Raw genomic sequence first — 17013 nt, forward strand, 5'->3', positions numbered from 1 at the left:
ACCACGCCCGGTTGTGTAGACTCTCCTTTCGAAGACCGACCGAAGGACGACGACATGCTGCTGGCGCCCGGCGATCCCGCGCCGATGTTCCGCGCCGCGACGCGCGCCAATCCCCGCTACACGCTGGACACCGTGGCCGGCCGCTACCTGCTGCTGGCCCTGGTCGCGGACGGCGACGACGCGTTCATCGGGGCGGCCGAAGCCCTGATGGCCGACCAGGCCGCGCTACTGACTGGGGACGACCTGGCGGCCTTCGGCCTGCTGCGCGATCCCGACCGCTGGGCCGCGCGCACCGACACCCTCCCTGGCGCGCGCTGGATGCTGGATCAGGACGGCTCGGCGACCGCCGCCCTGGGCCTGGGCGCGTGGTCGGGCTGGGTGCTGATCGATCCGAACTTCCGGGTGCTGTTGACCCTGCCGGCGGACCAGACCGACCGGCTGCGCCAGATCCTGCCCGCCCTGCCCCCGCCCGCCGTCCATGCCGGCGTCGAGCTGATGGCCCCCGTGCTGGTCGTGCCGCGCCTCTTCGAGCCGGAAATCTGCCAGGCCCTGATCGCGGCCTATGAGGCCGACGGCGGCACGGCTTCGGGCTTCATGCGCGAGGTGGACGGCAAGACCGTCGAGATCCGCGACCCCAGCCACAAGGTCCGCCGCGACCTGATGCTGCCGCCTGGCGAGCTGCGCGACGCCGTCCGAGCCCGCATCCAGCGCCGGTTGGCCCCGCAGATCGTCCGCGTCTTCCAGTTCCTGCCCACCCGCATGGAGCGCGACCTGGTGGCCTGCTACGACGCGGCCGACAACGGCTTCTTCCGGCCACACCGGGACAACACGACGAAGGGCACGGCCCACCGCCGCTTCGCCGTCACCATCAACCTGAACGCCGAGGACTACGAGGGCGGCGACCTGTGCTTCCCGGAGTTCGGGGCCAAGACCTACCGCGCCCCGACGGGCGGGGCGGTCGTGTTCTCGTGCTCGCTGCTGCACGAGGCGCGGCCGGTGACGCGCGGCAAGCGCTACGCCTTCCTGCCGTTCCTCTATGACGAGGCGGCCGCGCAGGTGCGCGAGGAGAACGTCGAGCACGTCGGGATCGAGGGTTATCGCTACACGGCCGGCAAGCCGGCGGAGACGGCGTCCTAGGCGGCTTTGGCGGGCGCCTTCTTGGCGGAATTTTGAGCCATCTTCCGCACGACGTACTTCTTGACGCTCTTGCGGGTCTTCTTCAGCAGCCGCCAGCGGGCCCGGCGCAAAACGAGCTTCTCGGTACGGAGCATCTGCTGCCAGACGACCAGCAGCACTTCCGGCTCGCGGCGCATCAGGCGGCGGATCGGGAAGACCAGCTTGGGGTGGCGCTTCTGCCAACGGATGAAGGTCTTCCGGGCGGCGAACGAATATCGCAGCACGATCATCAGACCGATGACCAGCAGCGGCAGGCCCAGATGCCCCGGCAGCGGCGTCAGCACCGCGCCGGCCAGGATCACCAGCGTGCCAAAGCCGATGGCGATCCAGCGGAAGGCGCGGGCCGCGGACTCGCGCAGCAGCAAGGCCAGTCGCGCGCGGCGCCGAACCCTGTGCTTGATGTCGTCGATGGTGGCGACCGCGTTCACCGTGCGTTGCGCTTCAGGGCGCGGAGCTTGAAGGACTTGCGCCAGCGGACGGCCATGCGCCACTTGCGCGGCACGACCAGGCGCTCGACGCGCAGGGCCTGCTGCCAGGCCACCAGCACCACTTCCGGCTCGCGGCGCAGCAGGCGGCGCAGCGGGAAGATCAGCTTGGGGTGAGCGTGCTGGAAGCGGACGAACTGCTTGCGGGCCTTGAACGAATTGCGCAGCACCAGCATCAGGCCGACCACGGTCAGCGGCAGGCCCATCGGGCCCGGCAGCGGCGCGATCAGTATGCCGCCGATGACCAGCAGCACGCCCAGCGTCACCAGAATGACGCGCAGGAATCGCGCGATGAGCTCACGGGCGAGGTCATCGGCGGTGCGTCGGGCGCGCGGCATGGCGAGTGCGAGAGCAGTCATGGGTGGACGGAACGGGCCTGCGCGCCACTTGCTCCCTGGAAAAGCCAGTCAGCCCGGATGCGCAACCCCGATATGTGGACCGATGAGGGCGCCGTAAAGGCGCCCTCTGGTCGCAAGGGGGTATGGAATTTGCTATTCAGCAGCTAGTGGCGCCGCTGCCACAGGTTTCCACCTCAACCGGGGCTTGCGGGCCGCCAACGTCTCGTCGAGGCGACGCAGCGGGGCGTGGAACGGCGCGCCCTTGAAGCGTTCCGCATCACCGGCCTTGGCCGCGCCGGCCAGCAGGCGAAGCGCCTCGATGAAGCGGTCCAGCTCCTGCTTGCTCTCGGTTTCGGTCGGCTCGATCAGCATCGCGCCATGGACGACCAGCGGGAAGTACATGGTCATCGGGTGGAAGCCCTCGTCGATCATCGCCTTGGCGAAATCGAGCGTGGTGACGCCGGTGCCTTCCAGCCAGGCGTCGTCGAACAGGGCCTCGTGCATGCACGGGCCGTCCGGGAACGCCGGGCTCATCACGTCCTTCAGCTGGGCCTTGATGTAGTTGGCGTTGAGGACGGCGTCCTCGGCCACCTGGCGCAGGCCGTCGGCCCCGTGGCTCAGCATGTAGGCATAGGCGCGGACGTACATGCCCATCTGGCCATGGAAGGCGCTCATCCGGCCGAAGGCGGTCGCGGCCCCCTCCTCGCCGGCGTGCTCGACCATCGAGAAGCCGTTGTCGTCGTGGACCAGCCACGGCGTGGGCGCGAAGGCCGCCAGGGCCTCGGACAGCACCACCGGACCCGCGCCCGGACCGCCGCCGCCGTGGGGCGTCGAGAAGGTCTTGTGCAGGTTGATGTGCATGGCGTCGACGCCCAGGTCGCCCGGGCGCACGCGGCCGACGATGGCGTTGAAGTTGGCGCCGTCGCAGTAGAAGTACGCGCCCGCCGCATGGGTCAGGCGTGCGATCTCGACGACGTCGCGCTCGAACAGGCCGCAGGTGTTGGGGTTGGTGACCATGATCGCGGCCACGTGGTCGCCGAGCTTGGACTCCAGGTCCGCCAGGTCGACCCGGCCGTCCTCGGTCTGGGCGATCTCGACGACGGTGTAGCCGACGAAGGCCGCCGTGGCCGGGTTGGTGCCGTGGGCGCTGGTCGGGGCCAGGACGGTCTTGCGGTGGCCGTTGCCGGCCGCCTCGTGGGCGGCGCGGATGGACAGCAGGCCGCACAGCTCGCCGTGGGCGCCGGCCTTGGGGCTCAGGGCGACGGCGGGCATGCCGGTCAGGGTCTTCAGCCAGTGGGCCAGGCGGTCCATCAGCTGCAGGGCGCCCTGCACGGTCGACTGCGGCTGCAGCGGGTGGATGTCCGAGAAGCCCGGCAGGCGCGCCATCTTCTCGTTCAGGCGCGGATTGTGCTTCATCGTGCACGAGCCCAGCGGATACAGCGCCAGGTCGATGGCGTGGTTCTTTTGGCTGAGGCGCACGTAGTGGCGGACGGCCTCGGGCTCCGACAGACCCGGCAGGCCGATCGGCTCGGCGCGCAGCAGGCCGGCCAGATCGCTCGACGGCGCGGCGGCTTGCGGCAGGTCGACGCCGGTCTTGTTCCAGCCGTCCAGTTCGAAGATCAGCGCTTCGTTCTGCAGCAGGCCGCGATTGCCCGTCAGGGTCTCGTGACCACCGGCATCGTTAGCGGCGGCTTCAGGGCGCGTGGGGCGGCCGACGTTGTTCATGCTCATTGGCCCACCGCCTTGCTGAGGATCTTGGCGAAGAAAGTGATGTCGATGTCGAGCGTGGTCTCGGTGGCCGCGACCAGCAGCACGTCGTCCAGGCCCGCGTCGGCGTCGAGGCGCGAGAACGGCACGCCGGCGATGACGCCATTGTTGGCCAGGGTCTCGACCGTGTCGGCGGCGTTGCGCGGCAGGCGGATGGCGAACTCGTTGAAGAAGCGCGGGGTCAGGATCTCGACGCCCGGCACGGCCTTCAGGGCGTCGCGCAGGGCGACCGCCTTTTGGTGGTTCAGGGCGGCCAGCTGGCGCAGGCCGGTCTCACCCAACAGGCTCATGTGGATCGAGAACGCCAGGGCGCACAGGCCGCTATTGGTGCAGATGTTCGAGGTCGCCTTGTCGCGGCGGATGTGCTGCTCGCGGGTCGACAGGGTCAGCACGAAACCGCGCTTGCCGTCGGCGTCAACCGTCTCGCCGCACAGGCGGCCCGGCATCTGGCGAACGAACTTTTCCTTGCAGGCGAAGAGGCCGACATAGGGGCCGCCGAAGTTCAGGCCGTTGCCGATCGACTGGCCCTCGGCCACGGCGATGTCCGCGCCCATCTCGCCGGGCGACTTCAGCAGGCCGTACGAGACGGCCTCGGTCGTCACCACGATCAGCAGCGCGCCGGCCGCGTGGGCGGCTTCGGCGATCTTGGTGACGTCGGTGACCGTGCCGAACACGTTCGGGGTCTGGACGACGACGCAGGCGGTGTCGGCGTCGATGGCGGCGATCACCGCGTCCTCGGCGTCGATGGCCGCAGGCATAGCCTGGGTCGTGACGCCGGCCGCGTGGGCCAGGGTCTCGATGGTCTCGATGTAGTGCGGGTGGACACCGCCCGACATCACCGCCTTATTCCGGCGGGTGACGCGCTGGGCCATCATCACGGCCTCGGCCGCGCCGGTCGAGCCGTCATAGAGCGAGGCGTTGGCCACTTCCATGCCGGTCAGGGCCGCGACCTGGGTCTGGAACTCGAACAGCACCTGCAGGGTGCCCTGGGCGATTTCCGGCTGGTAGGGCGTGTAGCTGGTCAGGAATTCCGACCGCTGGATGATGTGGTCGACCGTGGCCGGCACATGGTGGCGATAGGCGCCGGCCCCGCAGAAGAACGGTCCCTCCCCCGCGGCGCGATTGCGACGGGCCAGGCCCGCCATCTCGCGCTCGACTTCGATTTCGCCGGCGTGCAGCGGCAGGTCGACGGTTCCGCTACGGCGGGCCGAGGCCGGCACGTCGATGAACAGGTCGTCGATCGACGTCACGCCGATCGCGCCGAGCATCTCGACGCGGTCTTCGGGGGTCAGGGGGAGGTAACGCATTGATCTGCTTTCGTCGGGTCGAAAGTTAGAGGGTGCTCAGGAAAGCTTCATAGGCGTCGCGGTCCATCAGGGCGTCGACCTCGGCCGGGTTCGACAGCTTGATCTTGGCGAACCAGCCGCCGCTTTCCGGCAGGGCGTTGACGGTCTCCGGCGCATCGCCCAGCTCGGCATTGCCTTCGACGACTTCGCCCGACACCGGGGCGTAGACGTCCGAGGCGGCCTTGACGCTTTCGACGACGGCGAGGTTGTCGCCCTGCTTCACGGTCTTGCCGGCTTCCGGCACTTCCACGAACACCACGTCGCCCAGTTGTTCGGCGGCGTAGGCGGTGATGCCGACGGTGGCCACGTCGCCTTGGACGATGACCCATTCATGATCTTTGGTGAAACGCATCTCTGTCGGCCCTTGATTAGAGTTTGCGGACGTAACGATTGGCGACGAACGGGGTAGCCACGACTTCGGCGGCCGCCTGCTTGCCACGAACGATGACCTTGAGCTTCGTGCCCACGGCCGCATAGGCCGGCGGGGCGAAACCGATGGCGATGGGGAAGCCCAGGCTGGGGGCGAAGCCGCCGCTGGTCACCTTGCCGATGACATTGCCCGCTTCGTCGGCGATCTCGGCGCCTTCACGGGCCGGAGCGCCTTCCAGCACCTTGAGGTTCACGCGGACGCGGCCGAGGTCGCCGGCCAGTTCCTTGGCGATCCGGGCCGCGCCCAGGTAGTCGCCGGCCTCGCGGCGCGACTTGCCGACGGCGAAGTTCAGGCCGCCCTCGATCGGCGAGACGGTCTCGTCCAGGTCATGGCCGTACAGCGGCAGGCCGGCTTCCAGACGCAGGCTGTCGCGCGCGCCAAGGCCGATCGGCTTGACGCGTTCGTCCGCCAGCAGGGTGTTCCAGATGCGCTCGGCCGCCTCGGCCGGGACCGAGATTTCGTAGCCATCCTCGCCGGTATAGCCCGAGCGCGAGATGATCGCGTCGACGCCGAAGGCGGTCAGGGCGACGGTGTCCATGAACACCATGCCGGCGGCTTGCGGCACATGGGCGGCCAGCACGGCTGCGGCCTCGGGACCTTGCAGCGCCAGCAGCGCGCGATCCTCGAGACGGGTCACGGTGGCCTCGCCGGCCAGGGCGTCGGCGATGATCTTGTAGTCGTTGTCCTTGCAAGCGCCGTTGACCACGACGAACAGGCCGTCGTCGTCCGGACGCGCGGTCATCAGGTCGTCGATGATCCCGCCGTCGGCATTCAGCAGCACGCCATAGCGCTGCTTGCCGGCCTTCAGGCCCTGGTAGTCGGCCGAGACGACCTTCTCGAAGCTCTTGGCCGGGTTGTCGCCGCGCAGGCGCGCCTGGCCCATGTGCGAGACGTCGAACAGGCCTGCGTGCTCACGTGTCCAGAGGTGCTCCTTCAGCACGCCGTCCTTGTACTGCACCGGCATGGAATAGCCCGCGAACGGCACCATGCGCGCGCCCAGCGCCACGTGGGCGTCGTACAACGGGGTCTTCTTGAGATCTTCGGTCACTGGCGCGGGCTCCAAGCGGGGTCGGCGAGACGGTCGGCTCTCGCCGACTGGTCGCGCCCCCGCTGTCCCTTAGGCCTGAGAGATTCCGGCTGTTGAGACAGCCTTGCTCCTTCGGCGAGCCGCCCTTTCGGGAGACTACTTTCCAGCGTTCCTAAACCCGCGCGGTCCTTTTGCCTGAGCGTTTCCGGGGCGGTTGCGCCTTCGGCCTCGGGACGAATCCCGATGTCTCCCGCTGGGGTCGTCGGCGTAGTGCGGGAGCAGGCCGTGCGAGTCAAGCACGGCCTGCCGGCGCCGTTCGCCTTAGAGCCAGAAGCCCCCGAACCAGTCGTCCTCGCCGATCGGCGGGCCGGGCGGGATGGCGACCTTGGCCTTGCCGTCCTCGACCAGCGCGGCCAGACGGCCGCCGCTTTCGTCGGACACCACGCCGGCCAGGGCGCGGGCCTGTGCGCGGTCGGCGGCGTCACCGGCGGCGACGGTTTTCAGGCCCTTGCCCCAGTCGGCCAGGCGCGCGCGGATCACGGCGGCGGCGGTCGGCGAGAGGTCCTTGTCGCCCAGGGCGTTGGCCAGATTGACCACCATCCGCTGGCGAACGCGGCGGGCCAGCTCGGCCTGACGCCCGGTCGCCTTGCCGTCGAAGGCGGCGAAGGCCAGGGTCTTGTCCAGCAGCCCCTCGACGCCCGGCTGGGCGGCGTCGCGGCGCTTGGCCTCCATCAGGCGGTTGAGGCGCGCCGGGGCGAACAGGTCGCCCCAGACGAGGTCGGCGGCCACGTCGGCGGTCGCCGGCAGGTCGAAGACCGGACCCTGGCCGAAGGTCTCGATGTCGTTGGCCTTGTCGTTGCCCTGCGACTGGCCCGAGGTCAGGACGTCGAGGGTCTTGTCCGACAGGTCCAGCGCGGCCGGGCTGAGCGTGCGCAGCAGGGCGTCGATGGCGCCGGCCTGGCGGGCGGCCGGGACGATCTTGCTGGCCTCGCGGCCATCGCCCTCGGCGCCGTAGGTGAAGTCGATCCCACCCACCAGCTTGGCCGTCGCGTCCACCTGGTAGCGGTGGAAGATGTAGATCGGCACGACGATGCGGCGCAGGTCCGCCACCGACGCGCCCTTGGGCAGGTTGGGCAGTCCGAAGCGGTCCAGGGCGATCTTGCGCACGGCCATCAGGTGGTCGAGCTCGACGACCGGGTCCGAGCCGTTGTCCCACACCGCGCCGATCGGCTGGGCCGTGTCGGCGGCGCGGGCGTCCTCGTCGGAGACGTAGCGCAGGCCGTCGGCCTGGCTCTTGTCGGCCTTGGCCTTCAGCCAGGCCTTCTCGTCGGTTCCTGCCGGGGCGACGCCGTACAGCCAGTCGATCACGAACTTGTCCCAGGCCCCCACGCCACGCCCATAGGCGTCGGAGAAGTCGAGCTGGCCGTTCTTGATGGCGATGCGCGGCGCCGGATAGTCCATCACCGAGGCGCGGTCGCCATAGGTGCTGGCGGCGAAGTTGTGCTGCAGGCCGATCGAGTGGCCGATCTCGTGCGGGGCCAGCTGGCGCAGGCGGGCCAGCGAAATCTCGATCGGATCGTTGGGACCGCCCTGGCCGGTCTTGTCGGCGCCTTCCAACCCCTCGAAGATCAGCCGGTCCTGGCGGACCCGTTGCGAGCCGAGCAGCACGTCGCCCTTGATGATCTCTCCCGTGCGCGGGTCGACCACCGCGTGGCCATACGACCAGCCGCGCGTCTGGCGGTGCACCCAGTTGACGACGCTGTAGCGGGCGTCCAGCGGGCTGACGCCCTCGGGCAGCAGCTCGACCTTGAAGGCGTCGATGAAGCCGGCGGCCTCGAACGCCTGGTTCCACCAGCGGCCGCCCTCGATCAGGGCCGAGCGCACCGGCTCGGGCGCGGCGCGGTCGACATAGAACACGATCGGCTTCTTGACCGGCGAGCGGGCGGCGGTCGGGTCGGTCTTTTCCAGCCGGAAGCGGTGGACCAGGCGATAGACGACCGGCTCGCTCAGCGGCGCGGAATAGTCGGCCACGGTATGGTCGATGACGCCGACGCGCGGGTCGTTCTGGCGCGGCGTGTAGCCAGGCTCCGGCAAGGCCACGAACGAGTGGTGCAGGGCCAGGGTGACGTTGCGCGGATCGGGGACGATGCCACGCACCTCCGAACCCGGATCGTCACCGACGAAGGTCTCGACCGCCTCCAGCTCGACGTTCAGCGGGAAGACGTTCACCGCCCCGGTATCGGCATAGGACAGGCCGTCGTTCAGGCGGAAGTCGCCCTGCTTGCTGCGCTTGAGGGTCTTGGCGACGCCCTGGGCGTCACGGGTCAGGAAGCTGGTGACATCGACCAGCAGGCCGCCGTCCGCGCTCTCGGCCTCGATGGTGTTCGACCAGACGCTGGAGATCGGGAACGAGTCGGCCACCGCCTTCTGCTCGTCGACCGAGCCGCGCGCGGCCGAGAAGCCCCAGTTCTCGAACTGGGCGATGACCTTGCCGCCCACGCGGCGGAAGGCGATGATCTGAGTGTCGCCCGGGGCCGAACGGTCCAGGCCCGTCGGGTTGGAGCCCAGGCCCGAGCGCAGATAGGTCTGGTAGATGTAGCGCCCGGCGATCCCGTTCGCGCCCGGCTTGGGCAGCAGCACCAGGATCTTGCCGTCCTTCTTGTCGACGAAGACCGGCAGCAAGCCGTCCTTGCGCTCGAGGCCGGCGGTGGCGTCGGCGTACTTGTCGGTCTTCTTGTCGGGGGACTTGGCCTTCTCGGCGAAGGCTGGCGCGGCGATCGCACTGACACAGACGCTCGCCATCAACATGGCGACCACGGACTTCTTCATGACCCCTCCCGACGCACACAAGCGCGGCCGGGACTGTCGTGCGCCCTCGCGGCGATTGCAACCGCCGCGAGGGGCTCGGGATCTACATCCGCTCCGGCGCTTCGATGCCGAGCAGGTCCAGGGCCAGTTCCAGCTGGCGGCGGGTGGTCTCGGCCAGGGTCAGGCGCGAGGCGCGCAGCTCTTCGGTGTCGGCGCTCATGATCGGGCAGGCCGCGTAGAACTTCGAGAACGACTGAGCCAGCTTGTAGGCGTGCTCGGCCACGAAGTTCGGGGCCTTCTTGTCGTAAGCCTCCTGCAGGGCGCCCTCGAAGGCGTCCAGTAGCATGGCCAGGTCCCGCTCGGCCGGCTCGTGGATCACGATGCGGCCACCGACGGCGCCGGCTTCCGCGGCGCGGCGCAGCACGCTCTTGATGCGCACCGACTGGTACAGCAGGTACGGGCCGGTCTTGCCCTCGAAGCTGGTGAAGCGGTCGAGGTCGAAGACGTACGAGGTGCCGCGGAAGTTCTGCAGGTCGGCGAACTTCAGGGCCGCGACGCCGACTTTGTGGGCCGTCTCCTCGAAGGCCTCTTCCGATAGCTCGGCGCCCAGGCCGGCTTCACGCAGGCGCTCGCGGGCCTTTTCGCGGGCCATCTCGATCAGGTCGTGCAGCTTCAGGACGCCACCGGCGCGGGTCTTGAAGGGCTTGCCGTCCGTGCCGTTCATGGTGCCGAAGCCGATATGCTCCAGCGAGCCCTCTTCCGCATAGCCGGCCAGATAGGCGGCGCGGAACACGGTCTCGAAGTGCAGAGCCTGGCGCTGGTCCACGCAGTAGAGGATCAGGTGCGGGTCGAACGACTTGCGGCGATCCAGGATGGTGGCCAGGTCGGTCGTGCCGTACATGGCCGAGCCTTCCGACGACACCACCAGCAGCGGCGGCACGTCCTGCTTGTCGCCCTCGCGGGCCACGCGGACGATGCGGGCGCCCTGGTCCTCGACCAGCAGGCCCTGGGCCTCCAGCTGATGGACCATCGGCTCGATCAGGTCGTTGACGTCGCTCTCGCCCTTCCACAGGTCGAAGTCGACGCCCAGGGCGTGGAACTCGCGCTCCAGGGCCACGCGGCTGACATTGACGAAGTGACGCCACAGCAGGCGGTAGCCGAAGCGGCCGTTCTGCAGCTCGGCGGTGGCCTTGCGGGCCCGTTCCTTGAAGGCCGGGTCTTCCTTCTGGCGCACCGAGGCGGCCGGATAGATGCGGTCGAGGTCGGCCAGGGTGATGCGGCTTTCGAACTCGGCCATCACCTTGGCCTCGTCGGCCGACGAGAAGCCGCGCGGGGCTTCCGGCAGCTTCTGCATCAGGGCGTTGATAAAGGCGTCCTCGTCCATGATGGCGCTGATCAGCAGGCCCATCTGGAAGCCCCAGTCGCCGAAGTGGGCGTCGCCGACCACCTCGTCGCCGCGGAAGCGGTACAGGCGCTTGACCGACTCGCCGATGATCGAGGCGCGCAGGTGGCCCACGTGCATCGGCTTGGCCACGTTCGGGCCGGCATAGTCGATCAGCACCCGACGCGGCGCGTCCAACAGCTGGGCGCCGGCGCGGTCGTCCGAGGCGATCTCGCGGGCGCGGGCCGACAAAGCCTCGTCGCTGACGCGCATGTTGATGAAGCCGACGCCGGCGATCTCGACCGAGGCCAGGCGCGGGTCGCCCTTGAGGATATCGACGACCTGCACGGCGATCTCGCGCGGATTGCGCTTGGCGCTCTTGGCGGCCGCGAGGGCGCCATTGCACTGGAAGTCAGCCAGGTCGGGACGGTCGGAGGCGGTGACGCGTCCAAATTCGGGAGGCAGTCCGGCGGCCTGGAAAGCGGCCGCGGCCGCCTCGCTCAGGGACCGCTTCAAATCGTTCATTGCTTGGTGGTCGTCCCTGCTGGGGTTTGGCCTGCTTGCCCAGCCTGCTGGGCTTGTACGGTCTGGCCGGCGTTGACGCGGAAGCGCTTGCCGTCACGGTTGAAGGCGGCCATTTCCGGGGTCACGTCGAAGCCGAGCAGGACCTCGAAGTTGCTGCCGCTGACCTTGTCGTCGGCGCGCGGAATGGTGATCTGCTCGATGGTCTCGGTCGCGTAGGCGCGATCCTGGCCGGACGCGAACGACACCGGCAGGTCGAAATATTCCTTGGCGATCACCGACTGGTTCCGCTCGGTGACGGCGACCCAGTAACGGTAGACGTGCTTGTCGCCTTCGGCCTGCGGACCACGGCCCAGCTGGAACAGGGCTTCGATGCGGATCTTGATCGGCTCGTTGGTCTTGTAGGCGCAGCCCGAGGCGATGCTCTGGATCTCGCCCGTGAAGCCGGCCTGGTTGGCGGCTTCCTTGCCGTCCTTGAACTCGACATAGCGGCTGGCGTCGTACAGCACCTTCACATAGGGGCACGGGCCGGCGTTGCGCAGCTGCTGCAGCGGCGCCTTGGGCTGGTTCCACTCCTCGTCGCGCTTCTTCTTCTTGGCCGCGGCGCCGTCATCGTCAGGGCCGCCTTGGCCGCCCTGGCCGCCGCCCGGTCCCATCTGCGCGTGAACAGTCGTCGCCGTCGCGACGAACGAGACGGCCATCAGGGCGCTGATGGCGATCGGAAGAATGCGGCGCATGAAACGTCCGGTTCGAGAAAAAGAAGAGCCAAGCGGGACCATGCGGACCCTTCGGCGTCATGCAGCCTGATAAAGGCATATGCGTGACGTCGCAACGACGCAGACTCCTGGCGCCGGGCCGCCTGAGAGACTAGTTTCCGCGCCATGAACGCCCAGACCCCGATCCGTCGCCCGATCTCGCTCGTGCTGGCCAGCCCGCGCGGCTTCTGCGCCGGCGTGGATCGCGCCATCCAGATCGTCGAGCGCGCCGTCGAGAAGTTCGGCGCCCCGGTCTATGTCCGTCACGAGATCGTCCACAACCGCCACGTCGTCGACCGCCTCAAGGCTCTGGGCGCGGTGTTCATCGAGGAACTCGAGGAAGCCCCCGACGATCGTCCGGTGGTGTTCTCGGCCCACGGCGTGCCCAAGTCGGTGCCGGCCGAGGCTAAGGCCCGCCAGATGATCTATCTGGACGCCACCTGCCCTCTGGTCTCGAAGGTCCATGTCGAGGCCCAGAAGCACTTCGACGCCGGTCGCGAGATCGTGCTGATCGGCCACGCCGGCCACCCGGAAGTCATCGGCACCATGGGCCAGCTGCCCGAGGGCTCGGTCACCCTGATCGAGGACATCAACGACGCCGCCGCCTGGGAGCCGAAGGACGCCGCCAACGTCGCCTTCCTGACCCAGACCACCCTGTCGGTCGACGACACCGCCGACATGGTCGCCCTGCTGCGCGAGCGCTTCCCGGGCATCGCCGCCCCGCACAAGGAAGACATCTGCTACGCCACCACCAACCGCCAGGACGCGGTCAAGCACCTGGCCGAACAGGCCGAGCTCGTCTTGGTGGTCGGCTCGAAGAACTCGTCCAACTCGGTGCGCCTGATGGAGGTCGGCCTGAAGGCCGGCGCCACCGCCGCCCATCTGATCGATGACGCCACCGGCATCGACTGGGCCTGGTTCGACGGCGTCACCCGCGTGGGCCTGACCGCCGGCGCCTCGGCTCCGGAAGACCTGGTGCAAGGCGTCATCGACGCGATCTCGGCCCGCTTCGACACCACCGTCGAGGAACTGGTCGAGGCCCGCGAGACCATCACCTTCAAGCTGCCGAGGCTGCTGACGGCCTAAGAGCTGTCTTGACCGCCAGCCTCGCGTCGAGCATCCCGACGCCATGGCCGTCTATACCGACATCACCGACGCTGAACTCGAAGCCTTCCTGGGCGGATACGACCTGGGCGCCCCGCTGGCGTTCAAGGGCATCGCCGAGGGGGTGGAGAACTCCAACTTCCTGCTGGAGACGGAGAAGGGCCGCTACATCCTGACCGTCTACGAGCGGCGGGTGAAGGCCGAGGAGCTGCCCTATTTCCTGAACCTGCTGACCTGGTTGGCCGACAAGGGCTATCCCAGCGCCCGGCCGATCGCCGACCGCAACGGCAAGACCCTGGCGACCTTGCGCGGCAAGTCCGCCGCCATCGTCGAGTTCCTGCCCGGCCTGTCGGTGCGCAAGCCCACGGTCGCCCACTGCCGCGAGGCCGGCGAGGGCCTGGCCTGGCTGCACCTGGCCGGCGAGGGCTATCCCGGCCGCCGCGCCAACGACCTGGGCCAGGCGTCCTGGTCGCCGCTGTTCTCCAAGCACCGCAAGGCGGCCGAGGACCTCAAGCCCGGCCTGTCGGCGACCATCGACAACGACCTGGCGCAGCTGTCGCTGATGTGGCCCCGGAACCTGCCGTCGGGCGTCATCCACGCCGACTATTTCCCGGACAACGTCTTCTTCCAGTCGAACGGCAAGTTCGCCGCGGCGATCGACTTCTATTTCGCCTGCGAGGACAGCTACGCCTACGACGTGGCGGTAACCCTGAACGCCTGGTGCTTCGAGGCCGACGGCAGCTTCAACATCACCGCCGCCAAGGCGCTGCTGAACGGCTATGAGCGCCGCCGGCCGCTGAGCCCGGCCGAGAAGGAAGCCCTGCCGATCCTGGCGCGCGGCGCGGCGATCCGCTTCTTCCTGACCCGGCTGGCCGACTGGGGTTCGACGCCCGCCGGCGCGCTGGTCCGGCCCAAGGACCCGCTGGAATACGAGCGCAAGCTGGCCGTCCACCGCGAAGGGCTCGTGCTGTTCGCATGACGCCCAAGGTCACGATCTATACCGACGGCGCCTGCAAGGGTAATCCCGGCCCGGGTGGCTGGGGCGCCATCCTGTTCTACGGCGACAAGAAGAAAGAGATCTGCGGCGGCGAGCCGGCGACCACCAACAACCGCATGGAGTTGATGGGCGCGATCTCGGCGCTGGAGCTGCTCAATCGCCCCTGCAAGGTCGAGCTGCACACCGACAGCCAGTACGTGATGAAGGGCATCCAGGAGTGGATCAAGGGCTGGAAGGCCCGCGGCTGGAGGACGGCCGACAAGAGCCCCGTAAAGAACGACGACCTCTGGAAGCGTCTCGACGCCGCGCGCGAGCGGCACGACGTCGACTGGCGCTGGGTCAAGGGTCACGCCGGCCATCCGCTGAACGAACGCGCCGACGCGCTGGCCAACGAAGGCCTGCGCAAGGCCAATCCGCGCTTCGTCTAGAGGCTACCCGGCTCGGGACCCGTCGCGAACGGCAGGCCCTCATCCTCCCAGCCCGTGATGCCGCCGATCATCAGCTTCACCGGACGGCCCAGGCGCGCCAGCTTCAGCGCCGCGCGGTCGGCGCCGTTGCAGTGCGGGCCGGCGCAATAGACCACGAACAGGGTATCCGCAGGCCACGCCGCCATCCGCTCGGCGTTGATGTCGGCGTGGCGCAGGTGCAGCGCGCCCGGCACGTGGCGGCGGGCATAGGCCTCCGACGAGCCGACCACGTGCAGTAGGACGAAATCGACGTCGCCGGCCTTCAGGGCGGCGCCAACGTCAGAGCAGTCGGTCTCCAGCGACAGGCGCGCGGCGAAGTGGGCGGCGGCGTCGCGGAAGGACGCGGCGGGGATTTCGGACACGGTGCTCATGGGGGTCTCCAGCGGTTGACGCCTAGAGACTTGCCCGCTCGGTCGCGGTCGCGTTAGCTGGCAAGATCGACAGCGACCGTAAAGATCATGCCAAACCAGCCTTTCATCGTCGCCCTCGCCTATGACGGCCTCTGCACGTTCGAATACGGCGTGGCGGTGGAGTTGTTCGCCCTGCCCCGGCCGGAGATGGGCGCGGACTGGTACCGCTTCGCCACCGCCGCCGTGGAGCCGGGCGACCTGCGGGGTCTGGGCGGCGTGCGGATCGTCGGCGACGGCGGGCTGGAGCTGCTGGAGCAGGCCAGTGTCATCGTCGCGCCGGGCTGGCGGGGGATGGACCAGCCCGTGCCTGCGCCGCTGATCGAGGCGCTGCGGAAGACCCATGCCAACGGCACGCGGCTGATGTCGATCTGCTCGGGGGTGTTCGTGCTGGCGGCGACGGGCCTGCTGGATGGACGGCGGGCGACGACGCACTGGCGCTATGCCGACGCCCTGCGCGAGCGGTATCCGGCGATCGCGGTGCAGCCGGACGTGCTCTATGTCGACGAGGGCGACCTGCTGACCTCGGCCGGCAGCGCGGCGGGGATCGACCTGGGTCTGCACCTGATCCGCCGCGACTTCGGGCCGGAGGCCGCCAACACCGTCGCCCGCCGGCTGGTGGTGCCGCCGCATCGCGACGGCGGCCAAGCCCAGTTCGTGGAGCGACCAGTGCCCGTGGCGCACGAGGCCTCGCGGCTGGGGCCGATCCTCGACCGGATGCGGGCCGACCTCACGGGCGGCCACACGATCAAGGCTCTGGCCGGCGCGGCGGGGATGAGCGAGCGGACCTTCCTGCGCCGGTTCGAGGCCGCCACCGGAGAGACCCCGGCCCGCTGGCTGCTGGCCGAACGCCTGAACCGCGCGCGGGACCTGTTGGAGACCTCGCCAGCCGGGATCGAGCAGGTGGCCGAGGCCGTGGGCCTGGGCGCGCCAGCGCTGCGGCACCACTTCCGCCGGCAGTTCTCGACCACGCCCGGTGCATACCGGGCGCGGTTCGCCAGAGCCTAGATCTCGACGACCAGCTTGCCGTCGGTCGGGCCAGCCAGGGCCGCGAAGGCCTCGTCGACCTGATCCAGGGTAAAACGACGCGGGTCGAGGCGCGGAACCAGGCGGCCGGCTTCGACCAGGACTGTCGCCTGGCGCAGGATCTCGCCGTGCGCGGCCAAGCCCTCGCCGGTCAGCAGCGGCAGCAAGGTGAAGACGCCCGAATAGCTGGCCGCCTTGAACGACAGCGGACCCAAGGCGACCGAACCCCAGCCGAGACTGGAGACCACGTGGCCGTTGCGGGCCACGGCCCCGAAGGCGACGTCCAGGGCGCCGACCGTGTCGTAGACGACGTCGAAGGTCTCACTGATCGCCGCCTCGCGGTCGATGAACCGCGCGCCCAGGCGCTCGACGGTTTCGCGCTTGGTGGCAGTGTCGACGGCGGTGACGCTCGCGCCACGCGCCTGGGCGATCTGGATGGCAGCGAGGCCGACACCGCCGGTGCCGATCACCAGCACCGACTGGCCAGCCGAGACCTTGGCGCGATCGACCAGACCCTCCCGGGCGGTGATCACCACCAGCGGCAGGGCGGCGGCCTCGCGGGCGGTCAGGTTGGCCGGAGCTTTGGCCAGCAGGCGGGCGTCGACCACCTGGAAACCGGCCAGCGCGCCTTGATGGCCGCCGACGCCGCCGGTCAGGCCGTAGACCGCGTCCCCAACCCGGAAACCTTCGACACGGGGACCGATGGCTTCAACCACACCGGCCATGTCCAGACCCAGCACGGCCGGGGCCGGCTGACGGGCGTGAGCGGCCTGGCCGACGCGGATCTTGCCGTCCAGCGGGTTCAGACCGGCGGCGGTGACACGGACCAGGACTTGGCCAGCGCCCGCGACGGGCTTGGCGATCTCTGTCAGACGGAACGGCGCGTCATAGGCCTCGAGGACTGCGGCGCGCATCGTGGAAGGGGCTTGGGTCATGGAAGACCTCCGTTGAAAGCGCCCTCCAGATAGACCCTGACT

Annotated in this window: 16 protein-coding genes and 1 riboswitch; of the genes, 5 read left to right on the top strand and 11 right to left on the bottom strand. The window is 69.2% G+C overall.

Annotation, left to right across the window (positions count from 1 at the left end; genetic code table 11):
• Positions 1-54 precede the first annotated feature (54 nt).
• A complete protein-coding gene (locus tag AC07NI_RS21655; protein ID WP_494622953.1) occupies positions 55-1137 on the top strand; it encodes a 2OG-Fe(II) oxygenase in 1083 nt (360 codons plus the stop codon).
• Here the strand turns inward: AC07NI_RS21655 and AC07NI_RS21660 are convergent.
• The 9 genes from AC07NI_RS21660 to AC07NI_RS21700 form a co-directional block, all read right to left on the bottom strand.
• Positions 1134-1604, bottom strand: coding sequence for a hypothetical protein (locus tag AC07NI_RS21660; RefSeq protein ID WP_494622955.1), 471 nt, complete (start codon positions 1602-1604; stop codon positions 1134-1136). The genes AC07NI_RS21655 and AC07NI_RS21660 overlap by 4 nt on opposite strands.
• Entirely contained in the window at positions 1601-2020 is a 420-nt protein-coding gene (locus tag AC07NI_RS21665) for a hypothetical protein (protein ID WP_494622957.1), read from the bottom strand. Before AC07NI_RS21665 ends, AC07NI_RS21660 begins: the two co-directional genes overlap by 4 nt.
• A gap of 132 nt (positions 2021-2152) precedes the next feature.
• On the bottom strand, positions 2153-3730 hold the full coding sequence (gene gcvPB, locus AC07NI_RS21670) for an aminomethyl-transferring glycine dehydrogenase subunit GcvPB (RefSeq protein WP_494622959.1): 1578 nt from the start codon (positions 3728-3730) through the stop codon (positions 2153-2155).
• Complete coding sequence (gene gcvPA, locus AC07NI_RS21675; RefSeq protein WP_494622961.1) at positions 3727-5073, bottom strand: aminomethyl-transferring glycine dehydrogenase subunit GcvPA; 1347 nt, start codon at positions 5071-5073, stop codon at positions 3727-3729. Before gcvPA ends, gcvPB begins: the two co-directional genes overlap by 4 nt.
• A 25-nt stretch (positions 5074-5098) precedes the next feature.
• Entirely contained in the window at positions 5099-5503 is a 405-nt protein-coding gene (gcvH, locus tag AC07NI_RS21680; RefSeq protein ID WP_494623335.1) for a glycine cleavage system protein GcvH, read from the bottom strand.
• Positions 5481-6590: a glycine cleavage system aminomethyltransferase GcvT gene (gcvT, locus tag AC07NI_RS21685; RefSeq protein WP_494622963.1), complete on the bottom strand. Its 1110-nt coding sequence runs from the start codon at positions 6588-6590 to the stop codon at positions 5481-5483. Before gcvT ends, gcvH begins: the two co-directional genes overlap by 23 nt.
• A gap of 152 nt (positions 6591-6742) precedes the next feature.
• Positions 6743-6832, bottom strand: a riboswitch (glycine riboswitch).
• Positions 6833-6890: 58 nt separating this feature from the next.
• Positions 6891-9398: a zinc-dependent metalloprotease gene (locus AC07NI_RS21690; RefSeq protein ID WP_494622965.1), complete on the bottom strand. Its 2508-nt coding sequence runs from the start codon at positions 9396-9398 to the stop codon at positions 6891-6893.
• Between the two features lie 82 nt (positions 9399-9480).
• Positions 9481-11283, bottom strand: a complete 1803-nt coding sequence (gene argS, locus AC07NI_RS21695; protein ID WP_494622967.1) for an arginine--tRNA ligase — start codon at positions 11281-11283, stop codon at positions 9481-9483.
• A complete protein-coding gene (locus AC07NI_RS21700; RefSeq protein WP_494622969.1) occupies positions 11280-12017 on the bottom strand; it encodes a Tat pathway signal sequence domain protein in 738 nt (245 codons plus the stop codon). Before AC07NI_RS21700 ends, argS begins: the two co-directional genes overlap by 4 nt.
• Positions 12018-12161: 144 nt before the next feature.
• On the opposite strand from AC07NI_RS21700, the gene ispH reads away from it, so the two are divergent.
• The 3 genes from ispH to rnhA are packed head-to-tail and all read left to right on the top strand — an operon-like array spanning position 12162 to position 14564.
• Positions 12162-13121 carry a 4-hydroxy-3-methylbut-2-enyl diphosphate reductase gene (gene ispH / locus AC07NI_RS21705; RefSeq protein WP_494622971.1) on the top strand — a complete coding sequence of 320 codons (960 nt, stop codon included), beginning with the start codon at positions 12162-12164 and terminating at the stop codon, positions 13119-13121.
• A 43-nt stretch (positions 13122-13164) separates the two neighbouring features.
• Positions 13165-14118 carry a homoserine kinase gene (thrB, locus tag AC07NI_RS21710; RefSeq protein ID WP_494622973.1) on the top strand — a complete coding sequence of 318 codons (954 nt, stop codon included), beginning with the start codon at positions 13165-13167 and terminating at the stop codon, positions 14116-14118.
• Positions 14115-14564, top strand: coding sequence for a ribonuclease HI (gene rnhA / locus AC07NI_RS21715; protein ID WP_494622975.1), 450 nt, complete (start codon positions 14115-14117; stop codon positions 14562-14564). The genes thrB and rnhA overlap by 4 nt, the downstream gene beginning before the upstream one ends.
• Here rnhA and AC07NI_RS21720 read toward each other — a convergent pair.
• Entirely contained in the window at positions 14561-14974 is a 414-nt protein-coding gene (locus AC07NI_RS21720; protein WP_494622977.1) for a rhodanese-like domain-containing protein, read from the bottom strand. The genes rnhA and AC07NI_RS21720 overlap by 4 nt on opposite strands.
• 87 nt (positions 14975-15061) lie before the next feature.
• Here AC07NI_RS21720 and ftrA point away from each other — a divergent pair, with 87 nt between their 5' ends.
• A complete protein-coding gene (gene ftrA, locus AC07NI_RS21725) occupies positions 15062-16018 on the top strand; it encodes a transcriptional regulator FtrA (protein ID WP_494622979.1) in 957 nt (318 codons plus the stop codon).
• Here the strand turns inward: ftrA and AC07NI_RS21730 are convergent.
• The gene (locus AC07NI_RS21730) at positions 16015-16971 is read right to left on the bottom strand and encodes an alcohol dehydrogenase catalytic domain-containing protein (protein WP_494622981.1); all 957 of its coding nucleotides are present in this window, start codon (positions 16969-16971) and stop codon (positions 16015-16017) included. The genes ftrA and AC07NI_RS21730 overlap by 4 nt on opposite strands.
• Positions 16972-17013: the final 42 nt, after the last annotated feature.

Source organism: Caulobacter sp. GW821-FHT10E02 (assembly GCF_059415225.1).